The organism is Pontibacter populi, from assembly GCF_040278685.1.
GTDB lineage: Bacteria > Bacteroidota > Bacteroidia > Cytophagales > Hymenobacteraceae > Pontibacter > Pontibacter populi.
The window spans coordinates 255,179-273,869 of sequence record NZ_JBEOKT010000006.1 but is presented as its reverse complement, the minus strand read 5'-3'; the positions used below and the strand labels follow the sequence as shown (position 1 = coordinate 273,869).

The 18,691-nt window shown below is 46.1% G+C and carries 19 protein-coding genes; 8 read left to right on the top strand and 11 right to left on the bottom strand.

The genetic code is table 11. The features are described 5' to 3' along the window. Positions 1–42 precede the first annotated feature (42 nt). The 4 genes from ABS362_RS09215 to ABS362_RS09200 form a co-directional block, all read right to left on the bottom strand. The gene (locus tag ABS362_RS09215; protein WP_350412138.1) at positions 43–636 is read right to left on the bottom strand and encodes a hypothetical protein; all 594 of its coding nucleotides are present in this window, start codon (positions 634–636) and stop codon (positions 43–45) included. A 120-nt stretch (positions 637–756) separates the two neighbouring features. Next, the gene (locus tag ABS362_RS09210) at positions 757–1,407 is read right to left on the bottom strand and encodes a porin family protein (protein WP_350412137.1); all 651 of its coding nucleotides are present in this window, start codon (positions 1,405–1,407) and stop codon (positions 757–759) included. 215 nt (positions 1,408–1,622) lie between these two features. Then, positions 1,623–2,171 carry an outer membrane beta-barrel protein gene (locus ABS362_RS09205; RefSeq protein WP_350412136.1) on the bottom strand — a complete coding sequence of 183 codons (549 nt, stop codon included), beginning with the start codon at positions 2,169–2,171 and terminating at the stop codon, positions 1,623–1,625. Between the two features lie 186 nt (positions 2,172–2,357). Then, complete coding sequence (locus ABS362_RS09200) at positions 2,358–4,625, bottom strand: Tex family protein (protein ID WP_350412135.1); 2,268 nt, start codon at positions 4,623–4,625, stop codon at positions 2,358–2,360. 222 nt (positions 4,626–4,847) lie between these two features. On the opposite strand from ABS362_RS09200, the gene ABS362_RS09195 reads away from it, so the two are divergent. The 3 genes from ABS362_RS09195 to ABS362_RS09185 all read left to right on the top strand — a co-directional run bounded on the left by ABS362_RS09195 (position 4,848) and on the right by ABS362_RS09185 (position 7,534). Continuing rightward, positions 4,848–6,221 carry a neutral/alkaline non-lysosomal ceramidase N-terminal domain-containing protein gene (locus ABS362_RS09195; RefSeq protein WP_350412134.1) on the top strand — a complete coding sequence of 458 codons (1,374 nt, stop codon included), beginning with the start codon at positions 4,848–4,850 and terminating at the stop codon, positions 6,219–6,221. A gap of 212 nt (positions 6,222–6,433) precedes the next feature. Further along, positions 6,434–6,664 carry a hypothetical protein gene (locus tag ABS362_RS09190; RefSeq protein WP_350412132.1) on the top strand — a complete coding sequence of 77 codons (231 nt, stop codon included), beginning with the start codon at positions 6,434–6,436 and terminating at the stop codon, positions 6,662–6,664. A gap of 303 nt (positions 6,665–6,967) precedes the next feature. Further along, complete coding sequence (locus tag ABS362_RS09185) at positions 6,968–7,534, top strand: hypothetical protein (protein WP_350412131.1); 567 nt, start codon at positions 6,968–6,970, stop codon at positions 7,532–7,534. 72 nt (positions 7,535–7,606) lie between these two features. Here ABS362_RS09185 and ABS362_RS09180 read toward each other — a convergent pair whose 3' ends face one another. Further along, positions 7,607–8,074: a peroxiredoxin gene (locus ABS362_RS09180; RefSeq protein ID WP_350412130.1), complete on the bottom strand. Its 468-nt coding sequence runs from the start codon at positions 8,072–8,074 to the stop codon at positions 7,607–7,609. A gap of 146 nt (positions 8,075–8,220) precedes the next feature. Here ABS362_RS09180 and ABS362_RS09175 point away from each other — a divergent pair, with 146 nt between their 5' ends. The 3 genes from ABS362_RS09175 to ABS362_RS09165 are packed head-to-tail and all read left to right on the top strand — an operon-like array spanning position 8,221 to position 11,716. Then, positions 8,221–8,910, top strand: a complete 690-nt coding sequence (locus ABS362_RS09175) for a glycosyltransferase family 2 protein (RefSeq protein ID WP_350412129.1) — start codon at positions 8,221–8,223, stop codon at positions 8,908–8,910. 11 nt (positions 8,911–8,921) lie between these two features. Then, positions 8,922–10,385 (top strand): glycosyltransferase, encoded by a 1,464-nt coding sequence (locus ABS362_RS09170; RefSeq protein WP_350412128.1) that lies wholly within the window; start codon positions 8,922–8,924, stop codon positions 10,383–10,385. After that, on the top strand, positions 10,382–11,716 hold the full coding sequence (locus ABS362_RS09165) for an MptA/MptB family glycosyltransferase (protein ID WP_350412127.1): 1,335 nt from the start codon (positions 10,382–10,384) through the stop codon (positions 11,714–11,716). Before ABS362_RS09170 ends, ABS362_RS09165 begins: the two co-directional genes overlap by 4 nt. 1 nt (position 11,717) lies before the next feature. On the opposite strand, the gene ABS362_RS09160 is transcribed toward ABS362_RS09165, so the two are convergent. Next, complete coding sequence (locus tag ABS362_RS09160) at positions 11,718–12,401, bottom strand: DUF2461 domain-containing protein (protein WP_350412126.1); 684 nt, start codon at positions 12,399–12,401, stop codon at positions 11,718–11,720. A gap of 10 nt (positions 12,402–12,411) precedes the next feature. Beyond that, positions 12,412–13,278 (bottom strand): hypothetical protein, encoded by an 867-nt coding sequence (locus tag ABS362_RS09155; RefSeq protein WP_350412125.1) that lies wholly within the window; start codon positions 13,276–13,278, stop codon positions 12,412–12,414. A 142-nt stretch (positions 13,279–13,420) separates the two neighbouring features. Here ABS362_RS09155 and ABS362_RS09150 point away from each other — a divergent pair, with 142 nt between their 5' ends. Beyond that, positions 13,421–14,557: a L,D-transpeptidase family protein gene (locus tag ABS362_RS09150; protein ID WP_350412124.1), complete on the top strand. Its 1,137-nt coding sequence runs from the start codon at positions 13,421–13,423 to the stop codon at positions 14,555–14,557. On the opposite strand, the gene ABS362_RS09145 is transcribed toward ABS362_RS09150, so the two are convergent. Genes ABS362_RS09145 through ABS362_RS09130 form a run of 4 tightly spaced genes read right to left on the bottom strand, consistent with a single transcriptional unit; the run spans position 14,552 to position 17,062 of the window. After that, positions 14,552–15,160, bottom strand: a complete 609-nt coding sequence (locus tag ABS362_RS09145; protein ID WP_350412123.1) for a TIGR04282 family arsenosugar biosynthesis glycosyltransferase — start codon at positions 15,158–15,160, stop codon at positions 14,552–14,554. The two genes, ABS362_RS09150 and ABS362_RS09145, sit on opposite strands and share 6 nt — an antisense overlap. Continuing rightward, on the bottom strand, positions 15,150–15,653 hold the full coding sequence (locus ABS362_RS09140) for a rhodanese-like domain-containing protein (RefSeq protein WP_350412122.1): 504 nt from the start codon (positions 15,651–15,653) through the stop codon (positions 15,150–15,152). Before ABS362_RS09140 ends, ABS362_RS09145 begins: the two co-directional genes overlap by 11 nt. Positions 15,654–15,667: 14 nt before the next feature. Then, complete coding sequence (arsS, locus tag ABS362_RS09135; protein WP_350412121.1) at positions 15,668–16,723, bottom strand: arsenosugar biosynthesis radical SAM (seleno)protein ArsS; 1,056 nt, start codon at positions 16,721–16,723, stop codon at positions 15,668–15,670. Between the two features lie 3 nt (positions 16,724–16,726). Continuing rightward, the gene (locus ABS362_RS09130) at positions 16,727–17,062 is read right to left on the bottom strand and encodes an arsenosugar biosynthesis-associated peroxidase-like protein (RefSeq protein WP_162346629.1); all 336 of its coding nucleotides are present in this window, start codon (positions 17,060–17,062) and stop codon (positions 16,727–16,729) included. Positions 17,063–17,284: 222 nt separating this feature from the next. Here ABS362_RS09130 and ABS362_RS09125 point away from each other — a divergent pair, with 222 nt between their 5' ends. Next, positions 17,285–18,649: an NAD-dependent succinate-semialdehyde dehydrogenase gene (locus ABS362_RS09125; RefSeq protein WP_350412120.1), complete on the top strand. Its 1,365-nt coding sequence runs from the start codon at positions 17,285–17,287 to the stop codon at positions 18,647–18,649. The last annotated feature ends 42 nt before the right edge of the window (positions 18,650–18,691 follow it).

The following is an 18,691-nucleotide window of genomic DNA, read 5'->3' as shown; positions in this document are numbered from 1 at the left end:
ATTTAGTTTAACGAATTTACAGAAGCTATATTTTCTGCCGGGTCAGCTGCCAGCCGGTTGGCCTACTGTGATATAGTCGGGTAAGGTTACGTTGCCGACCGGTGTTTTTATAGTTGGTTTTATCCTGAAAACCAGCCTGTCGCGCACATCCCTGCCTTTTGCGATCAGGGTTGTTAAAGTGGAAAAGCCTTCATAGTTCTGCAGGCCTTCTACTTCGGCGAGCGTAACCGTAGATACTACCGGCAATTCATTCAGACCATCCTGTAAATTCAAAGGCTCATCCACGTTTCCGGTCAGGGTTTCTTTGCCATCCACTAAAAGCTGCCATTCCAGGTTGGTGATCTGCATCGAGCGGGCTACTTCCGGATCCTGCATCTCAACTTCCAGGAAAAGAGTGGTGGTAGCGCTCAGGTTATTTGTCGTGAAAGCAGATAAAAGACTGTCTCCTTCGGCTGTTCTGAAATCAAATGGTGTGCGTTTATCAGTTACATCCACTCCGTTCAGGCGCAGATCTTCAATGCCCTGCAGTTTATAGTTGGCTTCGGTAAATGCTTTCAGATCGCTGGCCTGCTTGCACGAAAATGTAGAGAGGAAAACAACTATAGCCAGCCAAGTGGTTATTCGTTTATAGTTCATCGGATTATGGTTTATACTACACCAAACAAACAACGCACCAGGTATAGTTTATAAGTATACGGAAACTAAAAAGGCCCTGCTTCAGCAAGACCTTCTCAAATGTATGGTTTCAGTTTTTGATTACAGACCGAACAGGTAAGCTACTGACACGCTGAAACCGCTATTCTTTAATTTTCCATCCTCATCAGATTCGAACGTGTTTGTAAACCCAGCACCATAGCGTAAGTCAAAATTCAGGGATCCGGCACCCAGGTAAGCCGCAAAACCGGCACCAATGCTACCGCCAACTTCTGTACGGTTCTCAGTCAAGTCATCGTCAAAATCAACGTCTTCGCTAAATTCTCTTCCGCCAATCTTAAAAGTGTCTTTGCCGCTTGCCCAGTACCCGAATGTTGGCCCTGCCGTTATAAAGCCCTGAAAATCGGGTGCACCAAACGATATCTTAGCCAATAGAGGTAGCTCCAGGTAATCGTACTTTCCAGTTACCGTCCTAGTGTCACTTACATATTTGTAGCCTTTCTGGGTAAACAACAGCTCCGGCTGAACAGAAAATGTTTCGTTGAATTTTATATTTGCTACTCCACCAATCTGCAGGCCGGTACTTGCTTCCACCTTGTCGTTCCAGTCTTTTGCAAAGTTGTCCTCTGATCCAGGTACTTTCTGAGTACCAAAGTTTACACCCAGGCGGGGACCAACAGAAATTGTTTGTGCCATTGAATTAAATCCAAGACCTAGTACAAACAGCATTGCAAGGAAAAATCTGATCTTCATAAAGGGTAAAAAGTAATGTATCAAAATGATGTATTTAAAACAAAGCTATATGCAAAACCGCAGCTTTGCATACGAATACATCAACGTTTAAAACCCTAGTATCAGGTATAAGCTATGGCTGTTATTTTTGATCTGACCTGATTCAACTTTTCGTGGCAATAAAAAAGGCCCTGTGAAAGCAGGGCCTTTTTTATAAACTTTAAAATAGATACTTGTTAATTCAATGTAAAAGTAAATCCAGCTTGAATTTCAAGTTGTTCATACGGTGAATTATACTTAACCAGCCCATTAAGTCCTATCCTTTCGTTGATTGGATAAACTAAACCCACGCCAACATTAATACCAGCTTTGTTATCTGAGTCTGAGCTGTTTTCAACAACTTCACTATCTTTCATCTCTGTTTTGGCAAATCCCATAGAAAGACCAACAAGTCCATAAAAAGCGATATCCCCATCACCGGTATAAAATCTACCATCCAAATTGAGTGATGATGGCTGACCTGACAATTTACCACCTAAGAATTCAGTTTCCGACTTCATGAAATATGTGAAGCTAGGAGCAGCTGATATTTTATCTGTAATAAAATATTCGCCACCTAAATTGAAACCGATACCACCTTTATTATCACTATCATCACCAAGACTAGCTTCAGTACCATAAACTACACCAGCACCCAGTCTGATTTTACCCTTTTCTTGTGCCATAGTGCCTCCTACGGCCATAAACAAAAGGCCAAAAGAGAGTAATAATTTTTTCATTTTCATAAAAACTTAGTTGAAGGAATGTACACAAACATCCATAAAAAATTTCAATATTCAACTATTTATATGTTAGACTTTAATGCTTTAAAATAAATTCCTACAGCAAGTATGTAGCAATGCTTACCAATAAACAAAAGAGCACAACCTATAAAGTTGTGCTCTTTCCTATAGCAGGTATAAACTATAAGCTTACTTGAACATGCCTTTCAGCTTGGCTAGTTTCGCCTGGAAATCATCCATCGGTTCTTCTTCTTTCTTGTTTCCGGCTTTGTTGTTTCGATCTCTGTTGCCCCCGTCTCTTGCTGGTTTTGGAGCAGCAGGATCGCCTTTCATACTCAATGAGATACGCTTGCGGCTGGCATCTACTTCCAGCACTGTAACTTCTACCTTCTGCCCTACTTTCACCACATCATGCGGGTTATTTATAAAACGATCTGATAAATGGCTCACATGCACCAAGCCATCCTGGTGCACACCGATATCCACAAAGGCGCCAAAGGCAGCTACGTTAGTAACAATACCTGGCAGCTTCATACCTTCGCGCAGGTCTTTTATCTCGTTCACGCCTTCGGTAAAGCTGAATGCTTCGTAAGTTTCGCGCGGGTCGCGGCCCGGCTTGGCCAGTTCACTCACGATGTCCTGCAGGGTTGGCAGACCTACCGTATCGGTTACATAGTTCTTCAGGTTGATCTGTTTGCGCAACTCGTCTTTCTGCATCAGGTCTTTCACGGTTACACCCAGGTCTTTCGCCATCTGCTCAACTATAGGATAACTCTCCGGGTGCACTGCTGATGCATCCAGCGGGTTCTTTGCATCCCGGATTCTAAGGAAACCGGCTGCCTGTTCAAAAGCCTTATCACCTAAACGGGCAACTTTCTTCAGTTCGGTTCTGGTCTTAAATGGTCCGTTCTGATTGCGGTACTCAACTATATTTTGTGCCAAAGCTGGCCCAAGTCCTGAAACATAGGTCAGCAACTGCTTGCTGGCAGTGTTAACTTCCACACCCACGGCATTCACGCAGCTCATTACTACGTCATCCAAAGAGTGTTTTAAAGCAGACTGGTCTACGTCGTGCTGGTACTGGCCTACGCCTATGCTTTTCGGGTCTATTTTTACCAGTTCGGCAAGAGGGTCCATTAAACGGCGGCCAATAGAAACAGCGCCTCTTACCGTTACATCCTGATCCGGGAATTCTTCGCGGGCAACATCCGAAGCAGAGTAAATAGAAGCGCCACTTTCGTTCACCATTACAACCATTACCGAAGCAGGTAGTTTCAGAGATTTTACAAAGGCTTCGGTTTCGCGGCTGGCGGTTCCGTTACCAATGGCAATGGCTTCTACCTCGAAGCGGGTAACCATGTAGCGAACTGTCTGGGCTGCTTCCTGCTCTTTGTGCTGGCCTGTGTGCGGGTAAATGGTTTCGTTATGAAGTAGTTTGCCTTGCTTATCCAATACAACTGTCTTCACACCAGTCCTGAACCCAGGGTCAAGGGCCAATACCGTTTTCTGGCCTAGCGGAGATGATAGCAGCAACTGGCGCAGATTATCGGCAAATACCCGTATGGCTTCTTCGTCGGCACGTTTTTTTGAACTCAGGCGTACTTCGGTTTCCATGCTCATCTTTAAAAGGCGCTTGTAGCAATCTTTGGCAGCCAGTTTCACCTGCTCCGATGCCGAATTGTTGCCCTTCACGAACATGTCTTCCAGGCGGGTCAGCGCTTCTTCATCATCAGGCTGGGCGCTCAGCATCAGTACATTTTCAGTTTCGCCGCGGCGCATGGCTAATATTCTGTGCGATGGGGCTTTCTCGATCGGCTCTTCCCATTCAAAATAATCCTTGAACTTCTGGCCTTCTTCTTCCTTGCCCATCATTACACGGCTCTTGAACACGCCTTTCTTCTCGAAAAGCTGGCGCATGCTGGCACGGGCTTCGGCATTCTCGTTCATCCACTCGGCCATAATATCGCGGGCACCGGCTAAGGCTTCAACAGTGTCTTTAACTTCTTTCTCTTCCGAGATATAGTTGGCAGCCTCGCCTTCCACATCAAAATTCTCCTGCTCAAACAGGCGCTGCGCCAGTGGCTCCAGTCCTTTTTCGCGGGCTATAGTTGCTTTGGTGCGACGCTTCGGTTTGTAAGGCAGGTAAATGTCTTCGAGCACGGCCATGGTTTCTGCAGCCATTATCTGCTCTTCCAGCTCAGGGGTCAGTTTTTCCTGCTCACGTATGGATTTCAGGATGCTTTCGCGGCGTTTGTCCAGTTCGCGTAGCTGCTCCAAACGGTCACGGATGGCAGCAACCTGTACTTCATCTAAAGAGCCGGTAGCTTCCTTCCGGTAACGGGAAATGAAAGGCACGGTCGCACCCTCGTCCAGCAAGGTAGCTGTCGCCTCGATCTGTTTGATCGTGATGCTCAGCTCACCGGCGATCTTAAGTAAATGGTTTATATTGAACTCCATAATCAAGTAACTGATAAGCTCAGTTTAGTAAGTAAGTTTAAATAAATGTCTGTTATCGTTTATCCGGCGCCTTTACCCGCAGTTTCGTGCACACATAGCCATTACCGGATCATCAGAAAGCCAAATTTATAGTTTAAATGCCAAACCGTAAACTTGTTTCACCCGGAAAATTGTATAAAGTGCCTGTAAAGTGAGCTAAAAAATTGTATTAACTTGCATTGTTTGAAGAAGAGACCCAACTATAGATTCCTGCGTAAAGCGCTTTTTTTCGTGCTACCGCTGCTGTTGCTGCTGGCCTGTGCTATCCGTAAAAACGATGTTACGCCGTATGCACAGACCGCCTACTATAAAGAAACTATAAATACCTTGCAAAAGCAGCAACCTGTAATATTGCAGGGTGACACCTTGAAAGTCGGTTGGGCAAAACTGAGCATTACGCCTCCCCCGCCCTTTCCGCTGGCAGGTTATGGTAAACGCCTAGGCAAAAAATACACTTCGGTACACGACTCGGTTTATGTGCGCACGTTTGCTTTCAACAACGGCAAACAGGAGGCTTATTTTATAGTTCTGGATATGCTGGTTACGCCTATGACCTTAACGGCTGCGCTTAATGATGCAAGCCTGAAAGTCGGCCTAAAACCAGAGCAACTATACCTGTCGGCTACACACACGCACACCAGTTTTGGCGGCTGGGGCGAAAAACTGATGGGTTGGGTAATGGCCGGCAACTATAGCCAGGAGCAGTTAAACAAAACAACAGACCAGATCATCAAAAGTATAAAACTGGCCAGAGCCGATGCCGAAATTGCGAAGGTAGGTTATGGAAAAACCTATGCCGGTCACCTGGTTGGCAACCGCTTAAATGGCGAAGAAAGCGTACGCGACACAACAGTTCGGTTTATGCGGTTTGAGCAACGTGATGGCGATGTGGCTGTGCTGGCAGCATTTTCGGCGCATGCAACGGTGTTGCCTTCAAAACAACAAATTCTTTCCAGAGATTACCCGGGCGCTTTTGTAGATGCTTTAGAAACACAAGTAGATTTTGCTGCTTTTACGGCGGGAGCGGTTGCCAGTCACAGGCCGGTCTATCACCACGAAGACTCTTTCAGAAGTGTAGATTCGCTGGGTACGCAACTGTCCCGAACTATAATTCCGGTGTTGCCAACTATAGAAATGCATTATACAAACACGCTTGGCTACAGCAGGCTGCCCCTTTCTTTACCGGCCCCCGAGTTCAGAATAAGTGATAACTACCACCTGGCGCCGTGGCTGTTCTATAGTTTGTTTGGCAATTACCCGTCTTTTGTAAGCTCGCTGCAGGTTGGTGATGTACTGTTTTTAGGCGCCCCAGCCGACTACTCCGGGGAGTATATGAAAGAACTTGAACAACTGACCGCACAACAGAACAACAAGCTGATGGTTACCGGTTTTAATGGGGGCTACATGGGCTACCTCACCCCATCGAGGCACTATATGTTAGATGAATACGAGGTGCGCGACATGAACTTTTACGGAAAATGGGGCGGCGATTACCTGACCGACCTGTTCAAGAAAGTCATACAGGCTCATCGCCAGTCAACCGCAACAGAACAGTAACTATAGCCTCAGGCAAACTCTAATGCCTGGCAACCAATTCAATTATACTACCCGCCAACTATAGAATAATGCAATGAATCTTATTGCACAATATTCACATTCCTATTACATTCTTTAAAATGTCCTAAACATTAATTCTGCTACCTAGTTTAACTTACAAACAACAGTGCAATTTTTAACGCTGTTGCTGTTTAACTAATACTGTTACAAACATGGAATTCTGGATGCCTTATATTACATCAGCGGTGATACTGGCAACTTTTTTAATATACATCGGACTGCTTGGTTTTATTTTAACCTGGGTATATCATGATGCAGAGTTGCGCGGAATTAATGGCTGGGTAGTTACAGTTTTTACGTTTTTCTCGGGTACTATAGCCGGCACGTTTATATGGCTGGTACTGCGCCCGAAAGTTAAACCTCAGCCTGTAACTATAAACTAGAGATACTTATAAATATATACTGCCGGTTAACGGAGCACATAGCGGAAAAAGTAGATTGTTGGGTAGTGTTGATGATACTTTTTATGCTGAAGCTTTTGTAAGCCGGCAGTTTTTTTGTGCCCTTTGCTTATTATCCTTCCTTCAGTTGCTAATTCAGGCAGCTATCTATAGTTTTCACGTCTGATTCTTTCCCGAAACGGTGTTGCAACATGTTGTTTATGTAAAATTTGTACCTTGCTGTAAAATATTTCATTTATAGCCGATTATACCGTATTTTGCATCTCCTATAACTAACTATCACCCATGAAAAGAACTGTTACTACCATTTTCTCTTTACTGTTTGGCAGCTTGTTCCTTTACTCCTGCGAATCGTGTGAGAACCCTACCATTACCTACCCAACAGAAGCAGAAACCGAATGGCTGGTTTACGAAATCGGAGATAAGCCTGTGTACAAGGATGAAAGAGACACGCTGATCAGATCATATAAATTTCTGGGCTTCCTTGGCCAGAATGTTCCCGGCGAAGGCATCTCTCTTTCTGATGAATGCATGGAAAGACTGGACACCCAGGTACTTGGCGAAGTTTCAGATACAACAGGCCGATATCCGCGACTTTTTACTTACATCCTGAAACGACCGGACAGCCTTCAAGTTAAGATTGCTGTAGATAACCTTGGTGACTGGGTACTAGATCAAAACAATCCAACCCATGAGACCCTGGAAGTAGATGGCAACGTTTATAATAATGTATATGAGATCAATGCCGACAGCGTAAAGCTCAACAGTGTAAAAACTGTCCTCTTTAATAAGGAGTACGGTTTCCTGTACGTTGATTTCTACAATAACAAAAAGCTTACACTGGTACGCTAAGCGGTTATTAAGCTAAAGCTGAATTATAAAAGAGAAGGCCTGCTGACTACCAGCAGGCCTTCTCTTTTATAATTACTTTTTCTCTATGTCTTTCAGCACTTCAAGTGCATTCTTCACATGCTCCAGTGGTTTGGTCATCGAGTTAAAGATGTAGCGAACAATGCCATTCTTATCAATTACATAAGTAACACGACCGGGAATGATGCCGAACTTACGCGGTACGCCAAACATGTTGCGAACCTGGTTGCCTTTGTCGCTGAGCAGCACAAAAGGCAGGCGATGGCTTTGTTCAAACTTTTCATGCGAGTCGGCACTGTCTCCACTAATACCCACTACTTCGGCGTCGTGCTCTTTAAAAACTTCATACTGGTCCCTAAACTCGCAGGCTTGTTTGGTGCAGCCGGGCGTATTGTCTTTCGGGTAAAAATACAGTACCACGTTTTTATCCTTTAGCTGGTCTTTAAGCCTGAACAGGCCACCATCGGGTTTTACCAATTCAAAATCCGGAGCCTTATCTCCAATATTAACTTTTTCGCTCATCTGGTATTTACTTGTTTGCCATACTTAAACAAACTGCTGCTGTAAAAGTTGTCAACGTGTGTGTAATGGAATAAATAATAGCAAAGGTAAAGCGGTTTTTGGTATCACTAAGTATAAATGGGCATCTTTGCAGTTCAACCTGAACTATGGCACGCGTAAACGTCATTATCCCGGCTTATAACGAGGAACACTCTATTGGTAAAGTTGTGGCTGACATCCCGGAATTTGTAACGGATGTGATCGTGGTGAATAACAACTCCAGCGACCGCACCGCCGAAACAGCAAGCCAGGCCGGAGCCACCGTATTGCACGAACCAAAACCCGGTTACGGCCATGCCTGCATGAAGGGAATTACCTATGCAGCTGCAAAGCCAGCAGAAACCCGCCCGGACATTATTGTTTTTCTGGATGGTGATTTCTCGGATTATCCGCAGGAAATGGATCTGCTTTTAAAACCTATTGTAGACGGAACTGCTGACATGGTGATCGGGTCGCGGGTGCTGGGCAAAAGAGAGGCCGGCTCGTTGCTGCCGCAGCAACTGTTTGGAAACTGGCTGGCTACAAAACTGCTGCGTTTGCTTTACGGTGTAAAGTATACCGACCTCGGGCCTTTCCGGGCTATAAAGCTGGATACGCTGCTGAAGTTGAATATGCAGGACCGCACCTATGGCTGGACAGTGGAAATGCAAGCCAAAGCAGCGAAGCAAAACATGCGATCCGTGGAAGTCCCGGTTTCTTACCGCAAGCGTATCGGGGTTTCTAAAGTATCCGGAACTATAAAAGGCACGGTGCTGGCTGGCTATAAAATTATTTTCACGATATTTAGGTACATGTAACCGCACAACAGATGACGCTGGTAGCAACTATAGTAGTGGTGATTTATAGTCTTTGCCTGGCCTTCATTTTCTGTTACAGCCTGGTGCAACTGCACCTTACGTGGCTATATCTTACCCGCACTCCCATACAAAACCCAACTATAGTTCCTCAGAATTGCCCGACTGTAACGGTACAGTTACCCGTTTACAACGAGCGCTATGTTATTTCTCGGTTGATAGATGCCGTTGCCGCTTTCGATTACCCAAAAGACAAACTACAGATACAGCTCCTGGATGACTCTACAGACGATACCACTACCATCATTTCTGAAAAGATAGCCTTGCTGCAGCAACAGGGGGTAACAATTGAACATGTAAGACGAAGCAACCGCACCGGCTTTAAAGCAGGCGCATTGCAGCATGGCCTCCAAACCGCAACCGGCGAGTTCATCGCTATTTTTGATGCAGATTTTGTGCCCTCCCCAGATTTTCTGAAGCAAACTATAGTTGGTTTTACTAGCCCTGAAATTGGCGTAGTGCAAACGCGCTGGGGACATTTGAACAAAAATTACTCACTGTTGACAAGACTACAGGCGTTTGGGTTGGATGCTCATTTTACGGTGGAGCAGCAAGGGCGCAACTACGGAAATTACTTTATAAACTTTAACGGCACGGCCGGTGTGTGGCGCAAAGCCTGTATAGTGGATGCCGGCGGTTGGCAAGCTGATACCCTTACCGAGGATCTGGACCTGAGTTACCGGGCACAGCTGAAAGGCTGGAAATTTGTGTACCAGGAGCAAACCGAATCGCCGGCGGAATTGCCCGCTGAAATGAGCGGGTTAAAGTCGCAGCAATACCGCTGGACCAAAGGAGCCGCCGAAACTGCCCGTAAACACATAGCGAAGGTCCTGAGATCTCCTGAGCCCATTAATGCCAAACTGCATGCGCTTTTCCATTTGCTCAACAGCAGCGTGTTTGTTTGTGTGTTGCTCACAGCTATTCTTTCAGTTCCAATACTTTTTATAAAAGAGAATAATCCGCAGTTGGGTTGGTTTTTTAAGCTGGGCGCTTTTTTTATGGTTAGCTTTCTGGCATTGTTTGCGTTTTACTGGGTGTCGGCAAACCGGCGAACTTCCGGCAAGGCTGGCTTTCGTTTTATAGTTGATTTCCTACTGTTCCTGACCATGTCGATGGGTATGTCGTTGCATAATAGTGTGGCAGTGCTGGAAGGATATGCAGGAAGAAAAACACCTTTTATCCGGACTCCGAAATACAACCTTGTGCAGGCGCATGACAGCTGGAAAAAGAAACTTTACACCTTGCCCGGCATTAGCGTGGTTACGTGGCTCGAAGGCTTGCTAGCTTTATATTTTGCCTGGGCAATCTGGCTTGGCCTTCACCTGCAGGACTATGGCTTGCTTCCTTTTCATATTATGCTGGCAACTGGCTTTGGTCTGGTGTTTTTTTATACCTTAGTGCATCATAAAAAAGCATGACCTCACAAAAGCGAACTATAGCTGCTTATGTTGTACTGGGCGTTTCGGCGGTTATGTATGCTGCGCTGGGATATGCTATGCCCCGCGATAATTTCGCGCAACTGGTATTGTTGTTTGCAGTGTGTTTTGCGGGGTATGTTTATGTAGTAAACCAGCGTGTACCGCTCTGGCATGGCATAGCAGCAGCTATCTTTTTCAGGCTAATCTTGCTGCCGGCCACTCCCCTACTTTCCGACGATTATTTCCGGTTTATCTGGGATGGCCGGTTGCTGTCTGCAGGCATAAATCCTTATTTGTACCTGCCTGGCTATTTTGTGCAGGAAGGCGCAACTATAGTTTCCGGTATCAATGAGGCACTTTTCCAGCGACTCAACTCCCCCAACTATTATAGTGTCTACCCGCCTGTTGCGCAGGCCGTTTTCTGGCTTTCTGCCAAGCTCTCCCCTTACAGCATTACCGGCAGTATTGTTGTTATCCGGGTAATAATACTGGTAGCGGAGGTGCTTAACATTTTCCTGTTGCTGAGGCTGTTGCGCAAAATGGGTTTATCTGATGGGCATGTATTGTTGTATGCACTAAACCCACTCGTAATTCTGGAGCTGACCGGCAACCTGCATTTTGAGGCATTGATGATCTTTTTTGTGTTGCTTGGATTGTACCAGCTTTTTTACCAGCGTGTGGTATGGGCAGGCTGTGCTTTCGGACTTGCGGTTGGGGTTAAGTTACTGCCGCTTTTGTTTTTACCGTTTATGTGGCGCAAACTGGGTACTCGACAGTTTTTCTATTTTTTAACGGCTGTCGGGCTCACGCTTATAGTAGTTAGTTTCCCGCTGATTAACCTGGAGGTGATACAGCATATTGCCACTAGCGTGAACCTTTACTTCCAACGGTTTGAGTTTAATGCAAGCGTGTATTACCTGCTCAGATGGGTTGGCTTACAACTAACAGGTTATAACCAGATTGCCATAATCGGGCCACTTCTTTCGCTGGCTACGTTTGCTATAGTTGTGCCGATGGCTGCGGTAAAAAAACTGGGCTCTGTGAGAAGACTTGCTGGTTACATGGCTGCTGCACTTACTGTATTCCTGCTGCTGGCTACTACCGTGCACCCGTGGTACATCACAACACTTGTGGCGCTAACAACACTTAGTGCTTTCCGGTTTGCAGTCGTTTGGTCGGGACTGGCGATATTAAGTTACAGCGCCTACCGCACCAGCATTTACTCCGAAGACACTGCCCTCATTATGCTGGAATACACTATCGTTATGCTTTGGCTGTTGGTAGAAGTATACCTGTACCGCCAGCGCCGCAGCCATGCCAACCTGAAGTAGCCTAGTCTTCTCCTATCTCTTTTAATGGGGCTGTCAGGAAATCATTAAAAGGTTTCAGGCTTTTAAATCCATCCAGCACCACTTCCAAAAAATCACTTCCCAGGACTACTTTATCGGACAGCGGCATAACGGCGTTCCAGCTTTTAAAGCGCAGGTATTCGATAGCCGGGTTCTCTTTGTCGTAGCCTTTTGGTGTGGTTTTCAGTTGCTCGCCCTGCAGCTCGCCAAATTTCTTTTTAAAGGCCGGCGCTTCCACTATAGTTTTAAATTCATCCAGGCTATAGTCGATCTCCTGCCGCACGGCTTTCAGGTAATTGGCCGGTGGCATCCAGAGTCCGCCGGCCAGGAAAGAATTGTTGTTGCCAGCCAGGTGCAAGTAGTAACCCGGAAGTATGGATTTGCGACCACCATCGGCCACGTACGCCCCGAAATGAGCTTTGTACGGTCGTTTGTCATTTGAAAAACGCACATCCCTGTAGATCCTGAAAACCAGATCCTTGCCTGTTTGGGTGCTGGCGACAGGCTCGAAATGCGCCATCTCCTTCAGCATCTCATCAAGGAAACCCAGGAAATCTTTTCGGGCTGTTTCGTAACGCGGCTTGTTTTCGGCGAACCATTCGCGGGTATTGTTACGGCTCAGGTCGCTTAAAAATTGTAATGTGCTTTTAGCTATAGTTGCTGACATATTATGCTGTTTAATTTCCTTGCCAGTAGGCGTAACGGCTTATTTTTTTCAGTTCCAGTGTACGGCCATCCCAGGTTTTTTGCCGGATTAATGTGTTCGGATATGCAGTAGCAAACCAGTACTGGTTTACTTTGTTTGGTGCCAGCTGCACATTTACCAGCCATGTCGCTTTGCCCTCTATAGTTGCTTCGGTGGCTGTAATAGTGGCGTTATATTCTTCCGGCTGTGCTGCTTTGTTAGTCTGCTGTGTTTCGGCTATAGTTACGTTAAAGGTCGGCTTGCTTTCAAAACGAAGCGCACGCAAACTATACGGCAATTGGTCTTCAAATAACAACTCAGTAGAAAGCTGCCAGGTGCCTTCGCCTTGCCCGTCAAAATAAGAACTATAGTTCAGTATGAAATTCCGCCCCCTGGTGATAGACTTAAACGTGTTGCCGCACCACTCCTGCGACGAGGTGGTAAGTTTATGCAGATCCCAGGGATATTGGCGGTTTACGAACACGGAAGTCATGTAATGGTAAGGGTAATTATCCGTAGGGATGCGGCAGAGCTGGTTTATCTTCATCACCGGGAAAAGGTCATTGCGGGTATAGTTGTCGGTTTTAACGTTGTACTCGCGGTTAAAATCCTCTTTTACCGTGATCATGGCGAATTCGAATTCCCGATTATTGCCGTACACTACCCTTTCCGCATCATAGATCGCAACTTCTGCCAAGCCATCATCCCACAGTTTATTCATCGCCCAGTCGGTTTTAAAGTACGGTTTTATAGTTGCGTAGCTATCCTTATCGGCTTTCTGATCAGTTGCATCCGGGGTAGAGCAGGCGGCCAGCATGAAAAGCATAAAACCTAAACTATATTGCTTGATAAAGTGCATGTAGCTAATTTGTTGTGACTGGAAGCAGTTGGTAGTACAGTTGGTTTGATAACCGAATTTTAAGTAAAAGGTTATCAGGGCAAAACTATACTATAAACCTGTAACTCCGTAGACAAAAATACGGACTCTCTCCTTTTCAATCATGTATTACCTGTTTGCAACAGCGCTTTTGTTGTTGCTCCCTTTGCGGGGTGCGGCGCAGCTGGTGGAGCCAGCCTGGCTTAACCCGGAGCGGCAAACAGTTCTGATGCAACAGGCCATAGAACTATACACCTGTATCGCGAATGTAAACGACTGGAAAACCTTACCGACAGACCTGCGCCTGAGCCCCGGCGATACTAACGTGGCTGTACCCAAACTGCAGCACAACCTATTACTCACCAAAGACCTTCAGCTAGACCACCTTGATTCTACTTCGGTCTATGATTCGCTGTTGGTGGTGGCAACTATAAATTTCCAGAAACGCCACGGAATTAAAGCTACCGGTATTGTAGGCCCACAGACTATAGCTGCCATAAATGTACTGCCATCTCAGCGGCTTAAACTGCTTCAGGTTAATCTGCAACGCTGGCAATCTGCTTGTGCTGATATCGAATTCCCAGCCATTTTCATCAACATCCCGGCCTTTAACCTATACCTGGCTGATAGCAGTAAAGTATTGTTGCAGATGCGCACCATAGTTGGCAAGAAAAGTTCTCCTACCTATCAGAATAAAACAGAGCTGCTGAGTATAGTTGTAAACCCGAACTGGAACCTGCCTAAATCTATTTCCGTGAACGAGATCGTACCTATCCTTCGCCGGAACCCCAACTACCTGTACAAACGCAACATGCGCGTATACCTGGATGGCAGGCAGATAAACCCGTGGCGGGTGAACTGGCACAAAGTAAATGCAAGCAATTTCAATTACCAGATCGTGCAGTTGCCTGGTAAACAAAATGAGTTGGGGGAGCTAAAATTTCTGTATAACAGCAAGGCCAACCAATACATGCACGACACGCCCCGAAAAGAACTGTTTAAATACGAACAGCGCGATTTCAGCCACGGGTGCATCAGGCTGGAGAAACCTTATGAGCTGGCGTTATACCTGTTGCAGCAACGGTCAGATCAGACAGAAGAGAAAGCGAAAGCATTATTAGCCAGGTGGGATCGTAACCTGTACCTGCGCATCCGGAAACCAATGCCGCTCCACATTATATACCAGACAGCCTGGGTAGACCAGAATGGCAAAGTACAGTTCAGGAATGATGTGTATGGCTATGAAAGTGCAAATTTATAGTTCAGGTTCAGCCAGCCAGTCAAAATCCACATCTTCCATATGGTCTACATCCGACAGTTCCGGCATAAGTTTGTGAGATAAATGCAGCCGCTCCACATCGTATAAGGTCTCTGCAAAAACGGTTGATGTACTCCACTGTTTATTTTGAAAAAGCTCCGGGTATAGTTTGTTCATGCCCAGCAAGTAATAACCGCCATCAAGCGCCGGGCCTATCACTACCTTGTGCGTCTGCAGGGCATCAAAAGCCTGTTCAATAATTTCCTGTGTCAGTTGTTTGCAATCGCTCCCGATGATCACCACCGAACTATAGCCTTCTGCAAAAGCGTCCTCAAAAGCAGCCTGCATTTTCTGGCCAAGATCTCCCTGCGTTTGCAAATGATGCTGGTAAATCGCTTTAGGCCATAGTTCATCATAAACTATAGCATCAGCAAAATAAACAGCTTTGTCAGTGTCCAGTTTTTCGGTTATCTGGCGGGTATGCTGCAGCAGGTGAATGTAAATTTCGAGTGCCACTTCGGGGCCAACAGCTTCGGCCAGGCGGGTCTTAACTTTGCCCAGTTCGGGGGCACGCACAAACAGTAACAGCAGTCTTTTATTTTCCATACACTTTAACACCTTCCGTTAGCCAGTAACCCCAGAAGCGGGTATAGCCATGTATACGATTTGTCTGGCCATTGGCATCAAAAACCGGATAGCCATTGTTTACCCAGTTAAAAATACCGCCATATAAGTGTGCCACATCTTTGTAACCAGCCTCAAGCAATTGCAATCCCGCCTTGGAACTGCGCACCCCAACAGAGCAGTAAACGATGATCCTCGCATCCTTGGGTAAATCAGCCAGATCATCAACCTGAAAAGTAGTATAGTTCGCGAGCCTTGCCCCTTTTATATGGCTTACTTTGTACTCTGCAGGGGTTCGTACATCCAGCAAAATGTAGGGTTCTTTTAAAGCATATAGCTCTTCAGGATCGATGTTGGGTACCGCCTGGTTTGAAACAATATTGGTGAGTAAACTATAACTATAGTGCTTGCCCAGGTCTGTGAAAACAATGGCTGCAACTATAAAAACAACTAAAAAAAGTATTCTTTTGGGCATGAATCAACTATAGGTTAAGGAACGGTTTGTCCGCCGCAACTGGAGCCGGCTCCGGCTGTGCAACCATAACAATGCTGATTCAGGATGATGTTTCGTTTGTTAAGTGCTGCCAGGTTAAAATCGCGGATGTGTTGCGGGGCAGTTGGGCTAACGTGCAACTCAAGCATTTGGTTGAAGTCGCAATCGTATAAATAACCATCCCAGCCCACCGAGATCGTATTCCGGCACATGACACTGGCTGCGGCAGCCGGATTAAAGGCATCAACCAGTTTCTCCATATAACTCTCATAGTTGCCGCTTTGCACCAGGTAATCCAGGTAACGGCTTATAGGCAGATTGGTGATGCAGAAAAGGTTATTGAAATCGATATCAAAGCCAGTTTTCAGTCTTCGTTTAAATTCCGCTTCTAAAGCCTGTTGTGCAGCAGGTAAAAATGCGCCAGACGGATTGTATACCAGGTCGAGTTGCAAACCGGAGCCAGTCTTGCCATATCCAACTTCATTCAGCAATTGCAGCGCCTTAATCGATTTATCAAACACGCCATCGCCACGCTGCGCATCAGTACGGCTGGCAGCAAAATATGGCAACGACGATACTACCTGCACCTTATGTTCTTTAAAGAAAAGCGGCAGGTCGTGGTACTTTTTATTCGCCAGGATAATGGTCAGGTTACAGCGAACTATAACTTGCTTTCCAAGCTTCGACAATTCCTCTACAAACCACCTGAAGTCCGGGTTCATCTCCGGTGCACCGCCAGTCAGATCTATAGTTGTGATGTCGGGAGAATCTACCAGCGCATCCAGGCACAGCTGCATCGTTTCGCGGGTCATAATCTCTTTACGGTCCGGGCCTGCATCAACGTGACAATGGCGGCAGGTCTGGTTGCACATTTTGCCTACATTCACCTGCAGTATAGTTGCGCCCGTTGGCTTTAGCGGGTATAAATCATGCTGCTGTAACTGTGCTGCAAACTCCGGGAACTGCGCGCCCTGTTGCAGTACCGTAAGCTGGTAAGCCGGTTCTGATAATTCGTGTTTCTGCCTGTGTAGCGATGTAGCCGAAAGCGCCATAAATTACATGGTAAGTTCTTTGATCTTGTTCATCATTTGTACGCCGTGCACCAGTGCCGCACCGCCTTTTATAGCTGCCGCCACATGCACTGCTTCCATCATCTGGTTTTCGTCAGCGCCTTTCTGCAAACAATCCGACGTGTAGGCATCAATGCAATACGGGCACTGCACCGCATGCGACACCGCCAGTGCGATCAACGCCTTTTCGCGGGCTGTCAGTGCGCCCTCCTTAAACACTTCACCGTAATAATCGAAAAACTTGTTGCCCATTTCAGGCTGAAGTTGTGTTATATCGCCAAACTTTTTCAGGTCGGCCGGGTCGTAATAGGTCTTTTCCATAAGTTATAACTGCATATCTGTAATAAAGCGGCAACAAGCGGTATTGTTTGCTGTTACCTGTATGTAAATCTACGTCAGCCATTACTGAAAACTAAACTATAACTTAAAAAATACCGAACGGCTGCTATAGATTACTGTCATAAACTATAGTTCAGATCGCTATAGTTTGTAGTCTGTAAGACTGGCGTTGCGTATATTTACTTTTGATATTAACACGACACTATGGCCATCCAAACTATGAATCCGGCCACCAACGAGGTGGTAAAAACATTTGAACCGCACACTTCAAAAGAGGTCGAACAGAAAATTGAATCTGCTGATAAAGCATTCCGAAACTGGCGAAAAACCACTTTTGCAGAACGCGCCAAACTGATGCAAAAATGTGCCGGCATACTTGATAACGATGCAGAAAAGTATGGCCGCATCATTACCCTCGAAATGGGAAAACCTTTGAAAGACGGTATTGCTGAAGTTAAAAAATGCGCCCTTGCCTGCCGCTACTATGCTGAAAATGCAGAAGACTTTCTGAAGGATGAAACTATAGAAACTAAAGCAGAAAAAAGCCTGATCGCTTATGAACCGCTAGGCGTTATTCTAGCCGTTATGCCCTGGAATTTCCCGTTCTGGCAGGTTTTCCGCTTCCTGGCTCCTGCGCTTATGGCTGGCAATACAGGTTTACTAAAGCATGCCTCAAACGTGCCCCAATGTGCGCTGGCCATAGAAGAGATCATCCGTAAGGCTGGTTTCCCTGAAGATGTATTTTATACGTTGCTAATAGGCTCTAAAGAAGTGGATGCTGTGATCGGTCATCCGGCAGTAAAAGCAGTAACCTTAACCGGAAGCGAAGCAGCAGGTGCCCATGTGGCGGCCACAGCAGGAAAAGAGATTAAAAAGACAGTTCTCGAATTAGGCGGCTCCGATCCATTTATAGTGTTGGCTGATGCGGACCTGGAACTGGCAGCTCAGAACGCCATGAAATCAAGAATGGTGAATACGGGCCAGAGTTGTATTGCTGCCAAGCGCTTTATAGTTGTAGAAACGATTGCCAATACTTTCCTGGATAAGATAAAAGCTAAGATGGCAGCTCTCAAAACCGGCGACCCACTGAAAGACGATTGCGATTACGGCCCGATGGCACGCCCCGACCTGGCAGAAGAACTACAGGAACAGGTTGAGCAATCAATAAAAAAAGGGGCAAAAGTTGTGTTGAAAGGTGGCCGCGAAGGCAAGGACAGTGCGTATTTTAAACCGATGATCCTGAGCAATGTGAAGCCCGGCATGCCTGCTTACGACGAAGAAATGTTTGGCCCCGTAGCCGCTTTTATTGTTGCCAAAGACGAAGACGACGCCATCCGCATCGCAAACGACTCCCGCTTCGGTTTAGCCGGCTCCGTCTGGACTAAAGACCACGAACGCGGCTTAAAAGTTGCCCGCCAGGTAGAATCCGGGGCTATGTTTGTGAATGCCATGGTTGCCTCCTCACCGGAAATGCCTTTCGGTGGTATCAAAAAATCCGGTTACGGCCGTGAGTTGTCCTATGTAGGCATCCGTGAGTTTGTGAATCAGAAAAGTATCTGGGTAGGGTAAGAAGTTGAGGAGTTAGTGAGTTAAAGAGTTTAGGATTCAATG